The 21,106-nt window shown below is 60.4% G+C and carries 11 protein-coding genes; 5 read left to right on the plus strand and 6 right to left on the minus strand.

From position 1 onward, the window contains the following. Positions 1 to 194: 194 nt before the first annotated feature. Positions 195 to 1,010 (minus strand): hypothetical protein, encoded by an 816-nt coding sequence (locus J3P92_RS19795; RefSeq protein ID WP_434648760.1) that lies wholly within the window; start codon positions 1,008 to 1,010, stop codon positions 195 to 197. A gap of 432 nt (positions 1,011 to 1,442) precedes the next feature. Here J3P92_RS19795 and J3P92_RS19800 point away from each other — a divergent pair, with 432 nt between their 5' ends. Continuing rightward, complete coding sequence (locus J3P92_RS19800) at positions 1,443 to 1,799, plus strand: DUF6124 family protein (protein ID WP_434607478.1); 357 nt, start codon at positions 1,443 to 1,445, stop codon at positions 1,797 to 1,799. A 164-nt stretch (positions 1,800 to 1,963) separates the two neighbouring features. On the opposite strand, the gene J3P92_RS19805 is transcribed toward J3P92_RS19800, so the two are convergent. Then, positions 1,964 to 2,323: a PilZ domain-containing protein gene (locus J3P92_RS19805; protein WP_434648762.1), complete on the minus strand. Its 360-nt coding sequence runs from the start codon at positions 2,321 to 2,323 to the stop codon at positions 1,964 to 1,966. 271 nt (positions 2,324 to 2,594) lie between these two features. Beyond that, the gene (locus J3P92_RS19810; protein ID WP_420765293.1) at positions 2,595 to 2,969 is read right to left on the minus strand and encodes a tetratricopeptide repeat protein; all 375 of its coding nucleotides are present in this window, start codon (positions 2,967 to 2,969) and stop codon (positions 2,595 to 2,597) included. A 326-nt stretch (positions 2,970 to 3,295) separates the two neighbouring features. Here J3P92_RS19810 and pyk point away from each other — a divergent pair, with 326 nt between their 5' ends. Next, a complete protein-coding gene (gene pyk / locus J3P92_RS19815) occupies positions 3,296 to 4,747 on the plus strand; it encodes a pyruvate kinase (protein ID WP_039591415.1) in 1,452 nt (483 codons plus the stop codon). Positions 4,748 to 4,921: 174 nt separating this feature from the next. Here the strand turns inward: pyk and J3P92_RS19820 are convergent, their stop codons facing one another. After that, a complete protein-coding gene (locus J3P92_RS19820) occupies positions 4,922 to 5,869 on the minus strand; it encodes an iron-sulfur-binding ferredoxin reductase (protein WP_434607483.1) in 948 nt (315 codons plus the stop codon). Continuing rightward, on the minus strand, positions 5,862 to 6,968 hold the full coding sequence (locus J3P92_RS19825; protein WP_420765296.1) for a GGDEF domain-containing protein: 1,107 nt from the start codon (positions 6,966 to 6,968) through the stop codon (positions 5,862 to 5,864). The genes J3P92_RS19820 and J3P92_RS19825 overlap by 8 nt, the downstream gene beginning before the upstream one ends. 466 nt (positions 6,969 to 7,434) lie before the next feature. Here J3P92_RS19825 and J3P92_RS19830 point away from each other — a divergent pair, with 466 nt between their 5' ends. From J3P92_RS19830 to J3P92_RS19840, 3 genes are all read left to right on the plus strand, one after another. Then, positions 7,435 to 8,958 carry a fumarate hydratase gene (locus J3P92_RS19830; RefSeq protein ID WP_434607486.1) on the plus strand — a complete coding sequence of 508 codons (1,524 nt, stop codon included), beginning with the start codon at positions 7,435 to 7,437 and terminating at the stop codon, positions 8,956 to 8,958. A gap of 302 nt (positions 8,959 to 9,260) precedes the next feature. Beyond that, a complete protein-coding gene (locus tag J3P92_RS19835; RefSeq protein ID WP_434648764.1) occupies positions 9,261 to 13,688 on the plus strand; it encodes a SpvB/TcaC N-terminal domain-containing protein in 4,428 nt (1,475 codons plus the stop codon). Further along, entirely contained in the window at positions 13,685 to 16,525 is a 2,841-nt protein-coding gene (locus J3P92_RS19840; RefSeq protein WP_434648766.1) for an RHS repeat-associated core domain-containing protein, read from the plus strand. The genes J3P92_RS19835 and J3P92_RS19840 overlap by 4 nt, the downstream gene beginning before the upstream one ends. On the opposite strand, the gene J3P92_RS19845 is transcribed toward J3P92_RS19840, so the two are convergent. Beyond that, positions 16,413 to 21,011, minus strand: a complete 4,599-nt coding sequence (locus J3P92_RS19845) for an NEL-type E3 ubiquitin ligase domain-containing protein (protein ID WP_434648768.1) — start codon at positions 21,009 to 21,011, stop codon at positions 16,413 to 16,415. The two genes, J3P92_RS19840 and J3P92_RS19845, sit on opposite strands and share 113 nt — an antisense overlap. Between the last annotated feature and the right edge of the window lie 95 nt (positions 21,012 to 21,106).

Consider the following 21,106-nt stretch of genomic DNA (forward strand, 5'->3'; position numbering starts at 1 on the left):
GGTCCAGTGATAACAGGAGTCCCGGCTCGGACTCTTACGGTAACGGCAGTTGACAATTCTGAAGATACATCGCCGAAATATTGCCGAGCGGTAAGTGTGTTAGACCCCCATGGCAAATCGACGGTCAGCACTGTGTTCCATTCACGGTCCGTAATATTAGTCTTATTACTTACTGCGTCATTACCTCTGAAAACCTACACCGTCGCGCCATTTTCACCGGAGCCACTTACCCTCGGCCGCTGTCCGACTGTTTCGCCATTACCAGGCGCGGAGATAGTGGGTCCTGGAAAATGAACTGTGACATTGACGGCAGGAATCCAAGGCGACCATAGGCCAGCGTGTAGCTGCCTGCAAGTGATAGGAACACGCCCAGGATGCAGGTATTGGAGCAAAGAGGCTCTCCAGGATCCATTAGTTACAGTGACTGGATCAGCGAGCACTTGCCCTGACCCTTCCCTATGTATATGGATCTCGGCTCGATGTATACCGGTGCCGCTCATTTCAAAGTTTGGTAGAACTGTTTGTCCGTCCCGAGGTTCGTTCATTCTAGGCATGGGAACTTTGTATTCAACCGTAACATCTCCTGTGAGATTGACGTCGCCTACATTATCCCTATCGTAAATAAAACTAAAATCGACAAATACCGAACGCGCATTACCCTCTACCCTTTTGGTGCGTGGAAAATCATGCCATTGCCCGTTTTGATTACCTCCTTCATGTAGGATCTCCTCCCAATCGGTGTCGACTTTAGAGACAAGTCGCGGATGAATATTTCCTTTTTCTCGTCCATTGCCTAACGCCCAGTACCGCAGGGTATTTACAGTACAGCGAGCTCCATCGTCAGACCAGACAACCTCAACTTCGAGAATCGCATAATAGTTCCCATTTCTACCTATTATTTGATGTATAGATAGCAGGCCTTCATCACGGACCACTTCCGATGTAACAAGAGCTACCGTCTCATTTGCTGATGCGCCTTCAGCTTCGTTATTTTTATCGTCAGTTTCCATGGTCAAACTCCACCTTTTTCGACAGGGAGATATGAACGCAGTAAACGTGACGCTCGCCCCCTCCCACACCTGACAGATCTGACAGTCCCGACCAACGGCAACCCCAACCACGCCCAACCGACTACACCTCCTTGCGCAACGGACTACACATCCGCCAGAATCCGCCGGCTTGTGCGCCTTGGCCTTGCCCCGTAACGTGATTCGCGTCGCTGACCTCTCAGCGATCGGGTTTAGTCGCTCGGCGGTAGATACGGTGTGCACAAGCGTCATCCAGTCGGGCAGCCCTGTCCCGCACTCGATGGTGGCTGTTCGCAGGGCGCCTTCGGGCGCGCCGGATTTCGTGTCTCCGCCGGTCGACTAACCTGCGTCCAGCCGCCACCCACATTCGTTTAGTCGCGAACCGGGTGGCAGCACCATTAACGGAGACCGAACATGATCAAACCAACCCCAAATCCCCCAAAACCTGCTCCCCGCAAAACCGTCGACGAGCAAAAGCTCGACAAAGCCGCGAAAAAAGCCCTCGACCACTACCTGAAACCCAACCCCACCCAACCAGCCAAAAACCAACGACAACTGGACTGTTTCATCGTCGCCCCCGACGCCGACCCGGAAGGCTTGCTGGTACACAGCTACGAAACCTTCTGCTCGGTGAGCACGCTGATCCTGGATTTATCGGAAGAACTGGAAGGCGCCCCGCGCAACCTGGCGTTGGCGATTCATCAGATGGGCGAGATGGGGGTGTTGTTGCTGGAGAAGTTGTTGGATGGCGAGGCGAAGGTGCTGCGCTGATAGCAACGCGATACATCGGGCGATGAAGTCCCCGTGGCGAGGGAGCTTGCTCCCGCTGGACGCGAAGCGTCCCATGCGGTGTGTCAGTTGATAACCAGGGGCTGCTACGCACCCCAGCGGGAGCAAGCTCCCTCGCCACAGGGGTTATCGCAACGCGGTAGGGCTCACGCCGATTCTGGTAGCTGATAGAAGCTGAAGTACTGCCGCAATGCGGTCACCAGTTGTCCGTATTCCGGCGGTGCCCACTGCAGGCTGAAGCCCGCGTCGAAATGTTGCGGTGTCACGTCCTCGCGGCACCACAGGCAATGGGCTTTCAAACGGATCTGCTGCTGCGGTCCTTCCTTGGCGGGCAGTTTGAGGCGCAGGTCGAAATCCGCGCCGATCATCAAGGGCAAATGGCTGATGAGCATCAGGCCGTTTTCCGAAACATTGCCCAAAAACCCAATGGGTTTGCCGTTTATGCCGTTGAACACCTCAAGGCAATATGCCAGCTGATGTCGTGCAATCTGCCGCTCTTTGTACATGTGTTGTATCACTTTTTGAGTAGCCGATTACCCGGCCAATCCAGTGCTTCGGAACGGGCTCATCCCTGCCCGCTCTCCCCGACCCCGATGCCAGACACTCGCATACTGGCTGGCCAAATGCTACCGGTGACAGGTGACGCTTCGAAATTAGAGTTCTGGCTCTATTCACGATTTGTACAACTATAGCCCAAGCGGGAGCATCGGCCAGCCGGATTCGATACCAGTCATCGGTCGACAACTGGCTCGCAGAAGGGTTTCGAATAAATCAAATTCAGAACGACGTGGGACGGATCGCCGAGGCGCTGCGGGTGGGGTAATGACCCAGGCTCTGTAGGGTTTCGAGCCGGGCTCGGGCGCGGTAGGCGTACTCGCTGTTGGGGTATTGGGTGAGGATGAACTGGTAGGTTTGCGCCGCGTCGACGTAGAGCTTCTGCCGCTCCAGGCACTGGCCGCGCATCATCGAGACTTCCGGCTGCATGTAGCGACGGGCACGGCTGGCGCGGTCGACTTTGGACAGCTCGAGCATCACCTGCTCGCAGTTGCCCCGCTCATAGGCCTTGTAGGCCAGGTTCATGTGGTGGTTCATCGACCAACGGGTGCAGCCCGTGATGCTCAGGGCCAGGGCAATAAAAAGCACGAATCGCATGGGGAGGTTCTCCTGTCTTGAGCTCTGTATCGACCTGGCGGGGAAAATCTTCAGCACGAAAAACCTCCACGGTGAACACGTGTGTGGCGAGGGAGCTTGCTCCCGCTGGGCTGCAGAGCAGCCCCGGATTTTTGCGGTCGCTACGCAACCGAGCGGGAGCAAGCTCCCTCGCCACAAGAGCGATGTTCGGCTTAAGCAGTTAAAGGCGCAAAAATTTTCAGGAATGTTCATTTCGAAAAAGAAACGAATAAGTAGTGCATATGAACAATGACTACACCCAAAGACCATAGTAGCCTTCGCTGGCGCTTGAACTTGAGGAGTCTTGCATGTCCGTCCGTCGCACCAAAATCGTCGCTACCCTTGGCCCGGCCAGTAACTCGCCGGAAGTTCTCGAACAGCTGATTCTGGCTGGTCTGGACGTTGCCCGTCTGAACTTCTCCCACGGCACCCCCGACGAGCACAAGGCTCGTGCCAAGCTGGTACGTGACCTGGCCGCCAAGCACGGCCGTTTCGTTGCCCTGCTGGGCGACTTGCAAGGCCCGAAGATCCGTATCGCCAAATTCGCCAACAAGCGCATCGAGCTGAAGATAGGTGACAAATTCACCTTCTCCACCAGCCACCCGCTGACCGAAGGCAACCAGCAGGTAGTCGGCATCGACTACCCGGACCTGGTCAAGGATTGCGGCGTGGGCGACGAACTGCTGCTCGACGACGGTCGCGTGGTGATGCGCGTCGAGACCGCCACCGCCACCGAACTGAACTGCGTCGTGACCATCGGTGGCCCGCTGTCGGACCACAAAGGCATCAACCGTCGCGGCGGCGGCCTGACGGCACCGGCCCTGACCGATAAAGACAAGGCCGACATCAAGCTGGCCGCGGAAATGGAAGTCGACTACCTCGCCGTGTCCTTCCCCCGTGACGCAGCAGACATGGAATACGCCCGTCAACTGCGCGACGAAGCCGGCGGCACCGCCTGGCTGGTGGCCAAGATCGAACGCGCCGAAGCCGTGGCCGACGACGAGACGCTGGACGGCCTGATCAAGGCGTCCGACGCCGTAATGGTGGCCCGTGGCGACCTGGGCGTGGAGATCGGCGACGCCGAGCTGGTGGGCATCCAGAAGAAGATCATCCTGCACGCACGCCGCCACAACAAAGCGGTGATCGTCGCGACCCAGATGATGGAGTCGATGATCCAGAACCCGATGCCGACCCGCGCCGAAGTGTCCGACGTAGCCAACGCCGTGCTGGACTACACCGACGCGGTGATGCTGTCGGCCGAAAGCGCCGCCGGCCTCTACCCGCTCGAAGCGGTGCAGGCCATGGCGCGTATCTGCATCGGCGCCGAGAAGCACCCGACCGGTAAGACCTCCAGCCACCGCATCGGCAAGGAATTCACCCGCTGCGACGAAAGCATCGCCCTGGCGACCATGTACACGGCCAACCACTTCCCGGGCGTCAAGGCGATCATCGCCCTCACCGAAAGTGGCTACACGCCGTTGATCATGTCGCGCATCCGCTCCTCGGTGCCGATCTACGCCTTCACCCCGCACCGCGAAGCCCAGGCGCGCGCCGCGATGTTCCGTGGCGTGTACACCATTCCGTTCGACCCGGCTTCGCTGGAGCCGCACGAAGTCAGCCAGAAAGCCATCGACGAACTGACCAAACGCGGCGTCGTGGAAAAAGGCGACTGGGTCATCCTGACCAAGGGTGACAGCTACCACACCACCGGCGGCACCAACGGGATGAAGATCCTGCACGTTGGCGACCCGATGGTTTGATGATCGGTCGCTGAACACAAAAAGCCCCGCCATGTGAATGGCGGGGCTTTTTGTTTTTGCCTTTGGACGTTGGGTGTCTGGACGGGCGCTATCGCGAGCAGGCTCGCTCCCACAGGGGTTCTGTGTGCGCCGCAAATCCTATGTGGGAGCGAGCTTGCTCGCGATGGCGATCGGTCAGACGCCGCCATTGTCACGGGTAACAAACACATCCGCCAACAATTGATTCCTCGGCAACCCCGCCAGGTACAAGCGCTTGGCAAACGCCTCGACCCAATCCGGATGGCCGCAAACCAACGCCTGGGTCTGGCGCGACGCCAGGCGCAGCTGTGCGAGCGTCGCTGGCGCCTCGGCTGCGGTCAACAGCTCGATGCTCAGGTTCGGATGCTTGGCCGCCAGTGCCGCCAGGGGTTTGTCCAGATAATGCCCGGCGGCATCGCGGGCCACATGAACCAACCGGATCGCGCCCCGATGCTGTTGGCGCAACGCTTCGCGCAAGATGCCGAACAGCGGCCCCAAGCCCGTGCCGGAGGCCAGCAGCCATAGGGGTTTTTCATGCCAGTCGGGGTCGTAGTGCAACGCGCCGCCGCGCAGTTCCCCGAGACGGATCGGGTCACCACTGTTCAATTGTCGCGCCGCGTCGATGAATTGCCCGGGCGCGCGGCAATCGAGGTGAAACTCCAGGAAGCGGTCTTCCTCGGGCAGGCTCGCCAGGGAATATGGCCGGGCGACGTCACCAGCCCACAGCACCAGGTGTTGTCCGGCGCGATAGCGCAGCGGTCGCTCCGGGGTAATGCGCAGGCGCAGCACGTCGGAGCCCAGCCAATCCACCGCCGCCACTTTGGCGGCTTGGCCGTCGCGTTGTGGGTCGAAGGTGTGGATTTGCACGTCCTCCACCACCTGGCATTGGCACGCCAGTCGCCAGCCTTGATCACGCTGCGCCGGGGCCAGGGCATCGGGGCGACTGTCGCGCACGTCGCCGCTCAGGCATTGCACCAGGCACGCATGGCAACTGCCGGCGCGGCAACTGTAGGGCACGGCCACGCCTGCCTGGTTCAACGCATCCAGCAGGTTACTGCCCGCCGCCACCGACCATTGCCGGCCGGCGACTTTCAACTCAGGCATCGACGTTCTCCCAGGCGGCGGCACAACGGTTGCGGCCGTCTCGCTTGGCACGGTACAAGGCCTGGTCGGCGCGCTGCAAGGCGCTGTCCAGGTCATCGCCCATTTCCAGCATCGTCATGCCCACAGACAGGCTGAGAGTGCCCACCCGCAGGTCGGTCAATTCCACTTGGGTGAACGCCAGCCGCAAGCGCTCGCAACAGGCCGTCAGGCGCGCGGGGTCGCAGGCGGGCAGCAACATTACGAATTCTTCGCCACCGTAGCGGGCCAATACGTCGCCTTCACGCAGGCACGCCGTGGCGACACCGGCAAACGCCTGGAGCACCTGGTCGCCTGCCGCATGGCCGTGCAAATCGTTGATGCGCTTGAAATGGTCCAGGTCGATCAAGGCCAGGCCATGGGCGACGCCGGGCCTGAGGGTATTGAGTTCGCGGCTCGCCAGGCGCAGGAAATGCCGGCGATTGAACAGGCCGGTCAGTTCGTCGGTGGCCACCAGGTCTTCGAGCTGGCGCATCATGCCGCGCAGGGTGTCCTGGTGCGCCTGCAAGGCAAACCGGCGCTGGCGCATGCGTTGGCGCGAGGTCTGGACATAGCGGGCATACAACACCAGCCACACCAGCACGATGAACAGCACGGACACTTGCAGACCGGCCAGCGTTGGATCGGGCAGCCGAAAGAAGTAACCGTCCCACAGCGTGATGCCGGTAAAGCTGATGAAAACCAGCGTGGCGCAGCGCACAAAGGCCCGCCGCGTCAGGTGGAACAGCCCGAACAAGAGGATCAGCACATAGAACACCAGGAACACGCCGCGGGCCTGGTCCAGGTGCGCCATCATCCAGGTCTGCCAGCCCAGGCCGATCCAGACCTGTATTTCCGTCAGGCTGGGGTCGGCGAAGCGCAGGTTGCGATCGGTGATGAACAGCGCGAACAAACCAGCCTGGCACAGCACCACCAACAGCGTGCCGATGATGGCGCCACGCAACGAGTCGAGGTAATGGCCACTGAAAAACGCCAACCACAGCAACACCAGTGCCAGCGCATAAGTCGTGGCGGCCAGGGCGAAGCGTTTGAGCAAAAGACGTTGAATGGCGTTATGGGTCAATCGGTGACTCACCATGGAAAAGAGGAACTGATAGAGCTGTCCTACGCTACAGGCCAGACGCCACTTTAGTGGCGTGTTCGACAAATGACCATTCAATTCTGGCTCAGAAAAATGGCGTCAAAGCAATGGCCCAGATTGACGCATCTGCCGGCTCCGCCGATATCCCCTGTGGCGAGGGGATTTATCCCCGCTGGGCTGCGGAGCAGCCCTGAAAACCAGTCACCTCGGTGTGTCAGGTTGTTCGCCTTCAGTCATTTTGGGGCTGCTCCGCAGCCCAGCGGGGATAAATCCCCTCGCCACAAAGGCAGCTCGCTCCCACAGGCCCCCAGCCTGCGATATACTGCCGCGCCTTTTTAGCGTCGCGCCAGCATGCCCGGCGTGCCTTAAGAGGTGCCGTCCGTCGACCGATGCACCCAAGCGGGCGGCACCTTATTGAATGTTCCCGTCTTAGAGAGGAGCGCGACTCATGACCGTGATCAAGCAAGACGACCTGATTCAGAGCGTTGCCGACGCCCTGCAGTTCATTTCCTATTACCACCCCGTGGATTTCATCCAGGCGATGCACGAGGCCTACCTGCGCGAAGAATCGCCGGCGGCCCGTGACTCCATGGCGCAGATCCTGATCAACTCGCGCATGTGCGCCACCGGCCATCGGCCGATCTGCCAGGACACCGGCATCGTGACCGTGTTCGTGCGCGTGGGCATGGACGTGCGTTGGGATGGCGCGACCATGAGCCTGGACGACATGATCAACGAGGGCGTGCGTCGCGCCTACAACCTGCCGGAAAACGTCCTGCGCGCATCGATCCTCGCCGACCCGGCAGGCGCGCGCAAAAACACCAAGGACAACACCCCGGCGGTCATTCACTACTCCATCGTTCCGGGCAACACCGTGGAAGTGGACGTGGCGGCCAAGGGCGGCGGTTCCGAGAACAAGTCGAAGATGGCCATGCTCAACCCGTCCGACTCCATCGTCGACTGGGTCCTGAAGACCGTTCCGACCATGGGCGCCGGCTGGTGCCCACCGGGCATGCTCGGCATCGGCATCGGCGGTACCGCCGAGAAAGCCGCGGTGATGGCCAAGGAAGTGTTGATGGAATCCATCGACATCCACGAGCTCAAGGCCCGCGGCCCGCAAAACCGCATCGAAGAGATGCGCCTGGAGCTGTTCGAGAAGGTCAACCAGTTGGGCATCGGCGCCCAGGGCCTCGGTGGCCTGACCACCGTGCTCGACGTGAAGATCATGGACTACCCGACCCACGCCGCCTCCCTGCCGGTGTGCATGATCCCCAACTGCGCCGCCACCCGCCACGCCCACTTCGTGCTGGACGGCACTGGCCCGGCCTCGCTGGAAGCGCCACCGTTGGACGCCTACCCGGAAATCGTCTGGGAAGCCGGCCCGTCGGCACGTCGCGTGAACCTCGACACCCTGACCCCGGAAGACGTGCAAAGCTGGAAACCGGGCGAAACCGTGCTGCTCAACGGCAAGATGCTCACCGGTCGCGATGCGGCGCACAAGCGCATGGTCGAGATGCTGAACAAGGGTGAAACCCTGCCGGTGGACCTCAAGGGTCGCTTCATCTACTACGTCGGCCCGGTCGATCCGGTGGGCGACGAAGTGGTTGGCCCGGCCGGCCCGACCACGGCCACGCGGATGGACAAGTTCACCCGCCAGATCCTCGAACAAACCGGCCTGCTGGGCATGATCGGCAAATCCGAGCGCGGCCCGACCGCCATCGAAGCGATCAAGGACAACAAGGCCGTCTACCTGATGGCCGTTGGCGGTGCCGCTTACCTGGTGGCCCAGGCGATCAAGAAATCCCAAGTCCTGGCCTTCGCCGAACTGGGGATGGAAGCGATCTACGAGTTCGAGGTCAAGGACATGCCGGTGACTGTCGCCGTGGACAGCAAAGGCGAGTCGGTACACATCACAGGCCCGGCGATCTGGCAGCAGAAGATCAGCGAAAGCCTGGCGGTGGAAGTGCAGTAACACGCACTTTCTCGCGCTGAAGAAGGCCGGTGAGCGACACGCTCATCGGCCTTTTTTATAGGCGCACAACAACCCCCTGTGGGAGCGAACCTGCTCGCGATGGCGGTGGGTCAGTTGGTGAAGATGTTGGCTGTACCGCCGCTTTCGCGAGCAGGCTCGCTCCCACAAAGTCATTGAGCACACCATTCATCGGGCAAACCCACCGACCTGTCAGATCTGACAGGTTACACCCCCGCTCTCCCTTGGCATCCTCATCCTGGCCGGGAATCGCCCCCGGCCAAGGTCAAAGGGATGAACGACAAATGGCCGAACAAGCCCCCCTTCAAATCATCACGCCAACAATCGCCGGTAGTGCGTCAATCGCCACCTTCGGCAACAGCCTCGGCCCGGTCGGCACGCGGGGCGCCGCTTCCTTCGAGTTGCCCCTGCCGATATCGAGTGCCCGTCACCTGACGCCGGCGCTGGCCCTGCATTACAACAGCCAGGGCGGCAACGGTGTGTTCGGCATCGGCATGCAACTGTCGATCCCCAGCATTCGGCGCAAGACCAGCAAAGGCGTCCCGCATTACAGCCAAGACGACGTCATGGTCGGCCCGGACGGGGTGGATCTTTGGCCGGATCTTGAAGCACAGACCAGCCGCAACGTCCGCGACGATATTTTTGAGGTCGTGCGTTATTACCCCAGAATCGAAAGCACCTTCGACATCTATGAACTGTGTACGAGCTTCAACATCCCACCGTTTTGGCGAGTTCAGGGCAGCAACGGCCACGTGTATTGCTATGGGAAAAGCCCGAACTCGCGCATTGCCGACCCGCAAGTCCCCTCGCGTATCGCCGAGTGGCTGTTGCTGGAAGAGGTCAGCCCCCTGGGCGAACACATCTACTACGAGTACCAGGCCGACCCCGGCCCTTCCGGCGGCCCCCACGACTACAGCACCCAGCGTTACCTACGACGGTTGTGCTACGGCAACGCCACGGCCAGCGAAACCTTGTACTGCATGGAACAAGAAGACCCGGCCAGCCTCCCCTGGCACTTTCACTTGCTGTTCGACTATGGCCAGCGCACCTGTGAACTGGCGGAAAAACCCACTTGGTCGGCCTCCGACGAAGATGTCTGGAGACTCCGTAGCGATCCGATCCACGCGTACCGATACGGCTTCGAAGTGGGCACGCGGCGCCTCTGCCACCAAGTGCTGATGTTTCACCAGTTTCCCGCCGAAGCCGAAAACGGAAACGAACCCGCGCTGGTACGACGGCTACTGCTCGAATACAGCGACACTCAATGTAGCTACAGCCTGTTGACCACCGCCCATTACCAGCATTGGGACGCCAAGGATCGGGTCGAATACACGCCGCCGATCGAACTCCAGTACACCGACTTCAAACCCAACTACGAACCTGAAGCTTTTTTTGCCCTGGAGACCATGCCGGCCCTGGAAGACAGCCGCCGTTATCAATGCGTCGACCTTTATGGCGAAGGCGCTCCTGGTTTCCTGTGCCGCTACAGCAACGGCTGGTATTACCGCGAGCCCCAGCGCGCCCCGGGGGACGATCCTGATAAAATCGAGTACGCCCCGTGGACCCTTCTGCCAAGCAGCCCAATCGCCGCCGACAACACACTGGTGATGCAGGTGCTGACCGATCTATGCGGCGATGGCCGCCTCAATTGGGTCATCGCCCAGCCCGGCATGAGTGGCTTCTATACGCTCAACCCGGACCGCAGTTGGTCGACCTTCACCGACTTCAAGCGCTTCCCCACGGAGTTCCTGCACCCCGCCGCGCAATTGGGCGACCTGACGGGCGACGGCCTGCGCTCCCTGGCGATGGTCGGCCCCAACAGCGTGCGGCTGTACGCCAACCTGCGCCAGGACGGGTTCGCCGCCGGCGTGGACGTTCCCCATGAACCCGACAGCACCCTGCCCTTGTTCAGCGATGTACGCAGCGAACTGGTGCTGTTCGCCAACATGCTGGGGAGCGACAGCAGCGAGCTGTGCCGTATCCGCTCCAATGAAATCAAGTGCTGGCCGAACCTGGGCCATGGGCGTTTCGGCAAGGGCTTTGTGATGAGCGCGCTGCCCTTCACCTACACCGAGTTCAACGCCGAACGGGTGCGGATCGCCGACCTGGACGGTTCCGGCGCGCCGGCGCTGATCTACCTGCGCAGCGACTGTTTCGAAATCTACTTGAACCATGGCGGCAATTGCCTTGAACAGACACCCGTGCGGGTGCCCTGGCCGCAAGGCATGCGCTACGACAACCTCTGCCAGGTCACCCTGGCCGATCTGCAAGGTTTGGGCTGCGCCAGCCTGCTCCTGAGTATTCCCCATCACAGCGCGGACATGAAACCGCGCCATTGGCGCTACGATTTTGTCGCCGCGCGGCCCTACCTGCTTAACGCCACCAACAACAACATGGGCTGCAACAGCACCCTCGCCCACCGCAGCAGCGCGCAGTTCTGGTTGGACGAAAAAGCTCAGCGCGCGGCGAAGGGCGAAGCGCTGGACTGCTACCTGCCCATGGCTTTGCCACTGGTGGCCCGGCAACAACAGGAGGACGAAATCACTGGAAATTGCCTGACCCAACGCTTCACCTACTACGAAGGCGACTACGACGGCTATCACCGAGAGTTCCGGGGATTTGGCCGGTTGTACCAGCTCGACAGCGAGTTGCCTTCGGTTGAGCGCGACAGCGGTTTCACCGCACCGGTGCTGGTCAAGACCTGGTTCCACACCGGTCGCACCGTCGACCAAACCCTGAAGGACTGTTTCGACGCCGACCCCGACGCGCCGCCCCTGGGCCGCACATTGCTGACCCGGCTCCACGAACAGGACAAGGCTGACGAAGTTATCTTTTCCGACCCGGACACCGCTCGGGACATGGCCTACGCCCTGGGCGGTCACGTACTGCGCAGCGAGACCCACGAGGGCGAGTCGCCCGACATGACCAAGCCCCAAACAGTGGCCCGGCGACGTTATTTACTGCGTTCCCCCCATGACCGCCAGAAGAGCCTTCAGGTACTGGAACTGGAAATGATCAGCCATCAATACGATGGTTTTATCAACGACCCCCAAACCCAGCACATCGTCAACCTCGGCTGGAACCGCTACGGTCAGCTGGAGCACGGCTTCGTCGTCCACTACGCGCGGCGCCTGAGCGCGGCGGACGATCCACCCTTCGGGGACGAAGACCAGGATATCTGGTGGCGCGACGCCCACGACGATCAGCAACAGGTGTATCACCTGACCGAAAGCCTGGCCGCCTATAAGCACTTTTTCGAGAAAGAAAGACCGCCGCGTCAACGGCTGGGCCTGCCCTGGCGCGCTCGGACCAATGGGTTCCAATTGCCAAAAGGCTCACTCCCCGCAGGGCTGAACCCGCAGCAGGTCAGCTACGAGTGTTTCCTCGAACACCACGAGAGCGAGCACTGGAACACGGCCCGCGTGCTGATCGCTCTCGAGGAGCAAACCTACTTGAGTGATGCCCCGTTCCAAGCCTTGCGCGGTCCGTTGGAAGTGGCCGAGTTCGACAAGCAGGCGCTGGAGGCCTACGACGTCGTGCCCGAACCGTTCGATATCCGTGAACAACTGGAAATGGTCGGCTACGAGCCGATGAGGCTGTTCCTGCCTGAAGACCCAGAAGAGGACGAGGCCCGGAATCTCTGGTCGAAGAAAGTCGGTTTCGCCACCTACCGGCCACTCGCAGGCTTCTTCCATATCAGCGCGTTGCAAGAAACCCAGAGTCATGGCCTGACAAGCACCGAATACGACTCTTTTCACTTGATGCCCATCACCGTCACTGTGCCGGACGGCTGCGCGACCCACGTCGAGTACGACTATCACTCGCTGTTGCCCTGCCGCATCATTGACGCCAACGACAACGTGCGCGAGGCGCTTTATGGTCCCTCCGGCGTGCCCTTGGGCGTCAGTTTCCATGGGACCGAGAACGGCATCCCCGCAGGTTTTTATCCCATCGATGGCTATGAGCCACCCGATGATTTGTCGCCCGGCCACGCCATCGAGGACCCCGAAGCCACCCTGGGTGATATCGCCAGCGCAGCGCGCATCGACAACCTGAGCTGGATGGGCGAGCTCGATTTGTCGCTGGTCCTGCCGGCGCAGCGCGACGAATGGATCAATGCCCGATATCTGCTGCCCAGCGGCCACATCCGAGCCTCGGCGCGGGTGCGCCTGGCCCGGCTTAAAACCCGCACCGCCGGCGAAGAACTGCTGTGGGCGCTCATCCAGGCCACCACCCAAGAGCCGGCCCACAGTGTCGTGCTCAGCGCCGATCGCTACCCGGACGACCCCTTGCAACAAATCCGCATCGCCCTGAGCGCCGTCGATGGATTCGGACGCGCTTTGCAAACCAAACAACTGGTGGAGCCCGGCGTCGCCTACGCCGTCGCCGAGAACGGCACGCTGCTGTTGGGCCCCGATGACAAACCGATACAGCACGAGGCCGACCCGCGCTGGCGCGTCAGCGAACGGGTCGAGTACAACAACAAGGGGCTGGTGACCCGTGTCTATCGCCCCTACTTCGCCGATGCCTGGCGCTACATCAAGGACGCCTCGCTGCGCGAGCACGGCTATCACGACCAGCAGTTCTATGACCCGATCGGACGCTTGGTCAAGGTCATCAATGCCAAGGGGCACGAGGCTTGGCATGTCTACCATCCGTGGTACCGGTGTGATCACGATTACAACGATACCGATCCGGGGCCAGCCCAATGACCCCCCAGGTTCATCGAAAGACGCCGGTCGTGGCGGTGTTCAACGGCTGGGCTGGGCCGGTACGGCGGGTGGATCACCTGCGCGGTTCGACCAGCGACGAAACCCAACGGCTGGTCACGGCCCAGGCATATGACCTCGCCGGACGCATCGTCGACCAATGGGACCCTCGCTTCCACGGCACGAAAACCGTCAACCTCCACAGCATTTACAGTCTGTCGGGCACACCGCTGCGCACTGAAAACATCGATGCTGGGCTGCGTTGCGAACTGCCTGGCCTGGCCGGCCAGCGCCTGCACAGCTGGGATGCCCGTGGCAGCGAGCAGCAAACCGAATACGACTCGCAATTGCGGCCCACGCTGATCCGCGAGCGCGGCCCGGACCAAGCCTGGGCCACGGTTGGCCGCCTGCGCTACGCCAGTCGTTCGACCGAAGACGCCCTGCACAATCGATGCGGTCAATTGGTGGAGCACTACGACACGGCCGGGCTGGTCACCGTTGACGACTTTTCGCTGGCAGGCTTGCCGCTGGATCAAGGGCAACGGTTCCTGGATACGCTGGAGCTACCCGACTGGCCGGACGATGAAGCAGGCCGCGAGCGTTTGCTGGAGCCTGCCCGCTACGACACACGCTGGCGCTACGACGCCGTGGGGGGAGCCCTGAACCAGACGGATGCCAAGGGGCATAAGCAAAGCATCGAGTTCGATGTGGCCGGCCAACCCAAGCGCGTGCATTTGCAATGGGCCGGCAGCCCGACTGAAGAGCTGATTGCTCATGAATTCCAACACAGTGCCGAGGGCCAGCGTCAAGCATATACAGCCGGTAACGGCATCAAGACAACCTTTGCCTACGACCCGGCCGGCGGACATCTGATTGAGCTCAAGGCCACGAAAGGCAGCGATATCCACCAACACTTGAGTTACCTCTACGACCTCGTCGGCAATGTCACCTCCATTACCGATCACACCCATGTCGTGCGTTACCACGCCAACCAGCGCAGCGAAGGCGTTCGGACCTTTGTGTATGACAGCCTCTATCGCCTGGAAAGCGCCACGGGACTGGAAATGTCCGGGGCAGGTACGCAACCGCAATTGCCGGGGCTCGTCCCGCCCTCAGACCTGACCCTGCGAACTCCGTACACCCAACACTACGAGTATGACCACGGCGGCAATCTGGAGAAACTGATCCACAGCAGCGCCACGCCGGGGCAGGCGCACACATTGCGCCTGACCATGGACCCGTCAAGCAACCGCTGCCGGCAATGGCAAAAGGGCGACGCAGCTCCCGGCGACAATCTGGACTTCGATGCCGGTGGCAATCAACTGAGCCTGCCCTCCTCCAGACAACGCTTGACCTGGAACTGGCGCAATCAATTGCAGAAGGTGACCCAGGTCCACCGTCACAACGCCGAGGACGACGCCGAACACTACAGCTACGACGCTCAGGGCATTCGCATGCACAAGCGGCAGACCACCCAGGCCGCATCCGTCGTCCATGTGCGGGACGTGCGTTATTTGCCTGGCCTGGAAATCCGCATCCTGGATGACAGCGAAGAACTGCACGTCTGCACATTCCAAGGCCCTGCCTCCAACGTGCGCGGATTGTATTGGGTCAAAGGCCGGCCGGCTGAAATCGAACAAGGCCAACTGCGCTATTGCCTTGAAGATCATCTGGGCTCGTTGGTCATGGAACTGGACCAGGATGCGCAACTCATCAGCCATGAAGGTTACTACCCCTTCGGCGGCACGGCGTGGTGGGCGGCGGATTCCCAAGTGCAGGCCAGTTACAAGACCGTTCGTTATTCCGGCAAGGAGCGCGATGCCAGTGGGCTCTATTACTACGGGTTTCGTTATTACGCAGCATGGATGATGCGTTGGATCAACCCGGACCCGGCGGGGCCGGTGGATGGGTTGAATTTGTATGCGATGGTGGGGAATAACCCTGTTCGCTATAGCGACAACCTGGGGCTGATAAAAGGAGAGCAGCTCATGGACAAGATGACCCGGCGCACTCAGCACATCTTGAAAGGCGGAGATGCCCCGTTTGATGAGAACCAGATCAAGGGTTCAAATGCCAAAAAACTCAAGGCGCGGGAACAGCATTACCAAAAACATCCAGAGGCAGAGTCATTCGCTAAAACCAGTAGAGACATACTGAGTGCCCATGCTGGCTTTGAAATTCCTGGCAATAACCCTGACGAAACCCGTTACTTGACTGACCTCTACAACATTCCACTACCCGACTCATTGGAACTTATGTCCGAGGGGGTTCGGGTGTCCCGTGATCCCGTTCAGAACACCGAGGAAGATTTCCTGACCTCGGGGGGCATATTCCAGTTTGGAGATATCACCCGTTACGAAGCTTTCCTGGAAAACAAGCTCATTGAAACGTTCAGGGACGCCAAACGCCCCATGAAACTCTACACGGGATCAAACCCAACGCCGACGAACTTGACGGGGATTGAACACGAAGCCCCGGTGTTGCATCCCTTGGTCAAACAGCGGCTCGAAAATCACATCAGTGCGGGCAACAACTACCTTCCCAAGGTCGCAGGACTTCCCGGCCTGCATGCTGAAAGCATCGGCGCGAACGTCGCGCTGAATATCCAGCAGAACATCACCGGGGCGACGGATCCATCGCAGATAATTGTCGTCACCCAAAAGATTGCCGGCAGCAAGCGAGAACTGGGTCGAGGCTTTCCCGCCTGCTTCAACTGCACCAATATCCTTAGAGGCCCCTCGGACGCCGCAGACGATCTGCTGAAATTTGACATCGTGACCGAATGGGTGCAGACAACTCATTCACAGTGGAATGACCTGGCCAGGCCGTACACCAACTAGGCCCTGCCATCGCATCTAATGTCAGTTGCCGTAACAAGGCCTTCCGTTCATGGGCCAGTTCACTCATGCCTCGTTCGTAGTCGGCTTGCGAAAGCGAGCCCGCGACTTGCTGATCCAACAGGGCCTCGGCTTTCTGCTGATACACCGAGGCATTGCGCTCAAAGGCGTGTGGGTGCCGACCTTTAAGATAGGTCCGCCAAAACCGCTGCCCAATGATTTGGTCCACCAATCCGTCGCCGGTTTCCAGTTCCAGGACCGATTGATAAGCCAGGTCCATGGCAGCGTCATCCACGCCGGAAACACCTCTGAACAACATCCCTTGCGATTGCCATGGCAAACCCAGACGCTCCGCTAATCCGGTCTCGAACGCCAGGTAGACCTCCACCTCATCGATGCTTCCCGAGAACTCCCCGTCCTCGTCCAGGGTGATAAACGTCTCACCCGCCTGCAATCGATTCTGAATCGTCGCGCGGGCAATTTCATTGACCTGATCCAACCGCGACTTGCCCTTGGCCAGCGCCAGCAGCTTGGCCTCGACCTGAGTAGCATCGCTCGCCCGATACGCTTCATGGACCAAAACCTTGATGCCCATTTCGTTGAACAACTGCGCCCCGGCGTCGGCACAGGAATCCGGGTTGATCGCCATGCGGAACAGCTCCTCGCGCAATGTCGCGTCTTCGGACACGGCGTCGAGCATTCTCCAGACTCGCCCTATCAATTGAGGACGATAGTCCTCTTCGACGTAATCGGCGGCCTCTGTCAGTTGCTCCAACATCTCAAAAAAACCCTGGGCGCCAGGTTCGCGCTCAAGCTCGTCCCAGGTACGCTGACGGGAAACTCGCGCGTCATCGGCAAGGCTCTCAAGCCAGTATTGGCTGGTTTCCTCGCCCTTGGGTGGATAGCTGCGCGCCGGGTCATAACCCACCGAACGCATATAGCCTTGGAATTGGCGCAAACTGTCTTCTGGAAGCTGGTCGCGACTCAAGCGAGTCCGGGCGATCAACCGGGCCTGTTCGGAGCCGGGCGTGACCTCTGGAATACGGTCTATGGAATTACCCTCCAGATTCAGCTCGAAGGAGCGGGGTCGTGTGACAGTCAGTAAACCTGGCGGCCACTCAGTAACACCAGTCTGTTGCAAGTCAAGCATGGCGAGCTCCGACATGCGAGTGATGTCGGGCAGCAGGTTCAAGGCGGGGTTGTTGCCCAACTTCAACACCTCAAGGCGACTCAAGCCTCCCAGGTCAGCGACGTTTTGAGCGGTGAGACTCAATTGATTATGTGCGAGGTCCAACACCCGCAAATCTGCAAGATGGGGCTCTAGCCGTGGTAACACCGTCAGATCGTTATGACTCAGGTCCAGCGTCTTGAGATTGGGGAAATAACCGAGAAACGCTGTCAGATCAGTATCCAGCGCGCCATGGCGCCACTTCAGTTCGCTCACATGGGGGAACGCCGTTTCCAGGGTTGGAAAGCAATCGAAAGTGTTACTTGACCAGAAGTAATCCAGATTCAGAATATACCCCTGAGGCGGCGTATCCACTCCAGCCCGCCAACACTGCTTGAGCGCCGAAGCAAGTTTTCCCTTGTGGTAGAGCTGATCAATGGCAACCACATCGCCCCTCTTGATCGCCACCCAGTTTTCCAGCGAGTTGCTCAGCCCCTCAAACTCCAATTCGCGACCCACGAGGTTTTGTATTGCCAACTGTTCAGAGTGGAATGACTCAACAAACCGGGCAAAACTCTGAGTCGACGCTTCCGGATACAGCACCTTGAACCGCGCCTCCAGACTCAACGCATCACCGGTTCCAAGCAATTGCTCATCGAGCCGCCCATAGCCCGGTTGCTCCCCGAGCAAACGTGCGACTATCGGTGGATCCTCCGCCGTCCCGGCAGCGTTCAGAAGGACTTTGCGAAACGTCGTCCGGTCTAGCGGCGCTTGTTGAACAGCCTTCCCCAGCAAGGACCCATCGCCGAGCTTGTAACCCAACGCCCGACGCTCGGCCTCGGTCAAGGCGCTCAGGATTTCGGTATAGAAATCGTCGGCACTGTCCACCGAGTTACCTTGCTCGCCAAACAACCCAGGCGTCGCTTCTTCCACCGGCACGAGCACCTTGCGCACCACCGATGACGACGGTCCGACGCTGTCGAGCAGCGGCCCCTCCAGCGCCCCGTCGCGAATCTCGATACGCACCTGCGCCGGCCAACCCGGCAGATGCTCCAGGCTGTGCAACGCCAACCGCCAGGTGTCGGGGTTGCCCTTCGTGGGCAAATACAAGCCTTCGTAGGCCTGGACAATTCGCCATTCGCCCATGGCCGTACGGGCCGCCTGGCGCAGGCGCAGAGGCAAGTACCCTCGCTCACTCATCTGCCGGCGCTCCACCTCGGTGACGTCAACCAGCAGCTCGTCCGCCACTGCGCGGGGCAACTGGGGAAACTCGCTGCGCAAGACCTGGGCGCCAGCACTGCCCGCCTCGTCGACCGGCTCGATACCGGTTGGACTGCCCTGCGCGGCCCGGAAGCGCTTGACGGTTTCGGCCAGCAACACCGGAGGTCGGGCATGTTCGACGTGGAGTTGACGCAGGCTTGCCTCTTCGACGCCGCTGACGATACGGATCTGCTCCAGGGTTTCATCCGAAAAAGACTCGACGCTGTGCCCCAGGCGCCGCATCAGTGTTGGCCCTTGCCAGCTCAGCGGGCGTTCGCCCTCATGAACCCAGGCACCCGCCTCGTTATGGGCGAGCTTTGGCGCATACGCATCGACGCGCACGGGATGTTGAATCCGATACTGCCCAGTGTCCGCGGCCTGCTCGACCACGAACGGCCGGTCGCCGAGCAACAGCACCTCTTGTCCCTGATGAAGATAAAGGCCATTGGCTTGTGGCCGAGCGTTCGTCTTGAGGTCCAACGACTGCTCGTAGGGCGCGAGATCGGGGTGCCATAGACGCGACTGCCCATCGTGGCTCTGGACCACTTTCATCTGCTCGACAAACGATGAAGGCCGCGTGGAACGCACAGCCCCCACCACTTTCCCCCCCGCCACGAAAAGCCCCATGAGCGCCATGTTTTCGGCCACCCCGAGCAAATGCGCGGCCGCTTCGGCACGTCGGCCTTGGGACCAATCGACGATGCCTTCAAACGTGTCATCGAGGAGTTGATAGGCGGTATAGGCCATCAATGCTTCGCCCAGTACCGGCACAAACGACGCTGCCGTAAAAGCGGCCATTTCCAGCACCGTCTCGGCCACCTGCATGAAACTGTCCCAGCGAGCCCACCGGGACTTGAGATCTTCGTCCCCCGTCGGCACGGCTATCAGGCGAGCGTCCTGGAAGATCTGGTTGAGTCGTTGTTCGAACCCATGGTCCCAAAGATCGTCCTTTACCCGCCGGCAAGTCATCCGCAGCGTGGGATTTTCCACCGGCTCACGCCGGGCCTTGAACAACCGGGCATCCAGCGCGGCGAAAAAACGTTCGCGGTGGGCCAGGGAAATGAAGCGGCTGAAAAACTGCTGGTAACGTTGCGCGCGCAATCGAACGGCCAGCGCTGCCAGGAACGCCGCCGTGGAGCTGTACTGTTTTAGCGGATGCTCGGGATCGTGAGGGATATAGACCACGACCGGTTCGACTTGCCGGCTCTGCTCAAGATCCGGGGCGATCATCACGATGCCGGTCAGGCGAGTGTCGAGTAGGTAAAGGTCGTGGCAATACTGCGTCTTGCCGCCATGGCTGACACTTCGCTGGCCAGTCATCAAGCCTTGCAAAGCTTGGTAAACCTGCGGGCTTATATCGCCTTTGATTCGCGCCAACGTCGCGGCCGTCCGGAAGGCATCCCTGTCATCGTTCTGGAAACACTCCTGCGCCACGGCACTGCCGACAGGCTCGTCAATCAGAAGGCTCTTCAGGTACGCCTGATAGCGCCCGCCAATGTCCAAGTCCCGGCAAAGCGCGACGAACACCGGCAAGGTCAAGGTGGAGCCAATAGACAAGATATCGAACTGTCCACTCGCGGTGGGTTGGCTAATGAAGCAGGACGCTTCGTCGAAGTAGCCCGGGCGCGCCTCTTTTGCCTCGAAATTTTGCAGGGCAGCATCCAGCAGGGAAATCGTGCGGATCCTGTAGGCGGCGGCCACCCCCTCGGGAATGTAGAGCCGCACATAGGTTTGCCTGACGTCCAGCGTCAGGTTGCAACGCTTTTTCAACGCGGCGACCAACAGCGGCTCGGCGAATGCCTCGATCGACCGGAGCCGGCCGAGCATTTGCGTCAGTTTGCCGTGGGATGTCCAACTGGCTTGCAACGCGCTTTTAAGGTGATCCCGATCCGCGGCGCTGGCCTGGGCGAGCCCCGGTGGTATCGGGCCTACGGCTTTTGCCAGTGCCGTGCGTTGTTGTGATGAAAGCCCGGACAGCCAATCGGGCATCGAATGGACGAGCCATTGCTGGGGGTTGGTCAGTAGGGAGGTCTTCGTGACCAATGTTTGCAGGGTAGTCATGTATTGCCGTCGTCCGTGACAAGTGAGCCCGGGAAGCTAAACGATGCGGCCCGTCGGAACCAGCCGAAACTTGTGTCTGGACACAACACGGCGGC

The organism is Pseudomonas sp. D3-27 (genome assembly GCF_051132165.1).
In the GTDB taxonomy this organism is placed as follows: domain Bacteria; phylum Pseudomonadota; class Gammaproteobacteria; order Pseudomonadales; family Pseudomonadaceae; genus Aquipseudomonas.

Bases quoted from the DNA above. Each gene is read 5' to 3' on its own strand.
- J3P92_RS19795 (WP_434648760.1), bottom strand. From the start codon at position 1,010: ATGGAAACTGACGATAAAAATAACGAAGCTGAAGGCGCATCAGCAAAT.
- J3P92_RS19800 (WP_434607478.1), top strand. From the start codon at position 1,443: ATGATCAAACCAACCCCAAATCCCCCAAAACCTGCTCCCCGCAAAACC.
- J3P92_RS19805 (WP_434648762.1), bottom strand. From the start codon at position 2,323: ATGTACAAAGAGCGGCAGATTGCACGACATCAGCTGGCATATTGCCTT.
- J3P92_RS19810 (WP_420765293.1), bottom strand. From the start codon at position 2,969: ATGCGATTCGTGCTTTTTATTGCCCTGGCCCTGAGCATCACGGGCTGC.
- pyk (WP_039591415.1), top strand. From the start codon at position 3,296: ATGTCCGTCCGTCGCACCAAAATCGTCGCTACCCTTGGCCCGGCCAGT.
- J3P92_RS19820 (WP_434607483.1), bottom strand. From the start codon at position 5,869: ATGCCTGAGTTGAAAGTCGCCGGCCGGCAATGGTCGGTGGCGGCGGGC.
- J3P92_RS19830 (WP_434607486.1), top strand. From the start codon at position 7,435: ATGACCGTGATCAAGCAAGACGACCTGATTCAGAGCGTTGCCGACGCC.
- J3P92_RS19835 (WP_434648764.1), top strand. From the start codon at position 9,261: ATGGCCGAACAAGCCCCCCTTCAAATCATCACGCCAACAATCGCCGGT.
- J3P92_RS19840 (WP_434648766.1), top strand. From the start codon at position 13,685: ATGACCCCCCAGGTTCATCGAAAGACGCCGGTCGTGGCGGTGTTCAAC.
- J3P92_RS19845 (WP_434648768.1), bottom strand. From the start codon at position 21,011: ATGACTACCCTGCAAACATTGGTCACGAAGACCTCCCTACTGACCAAC.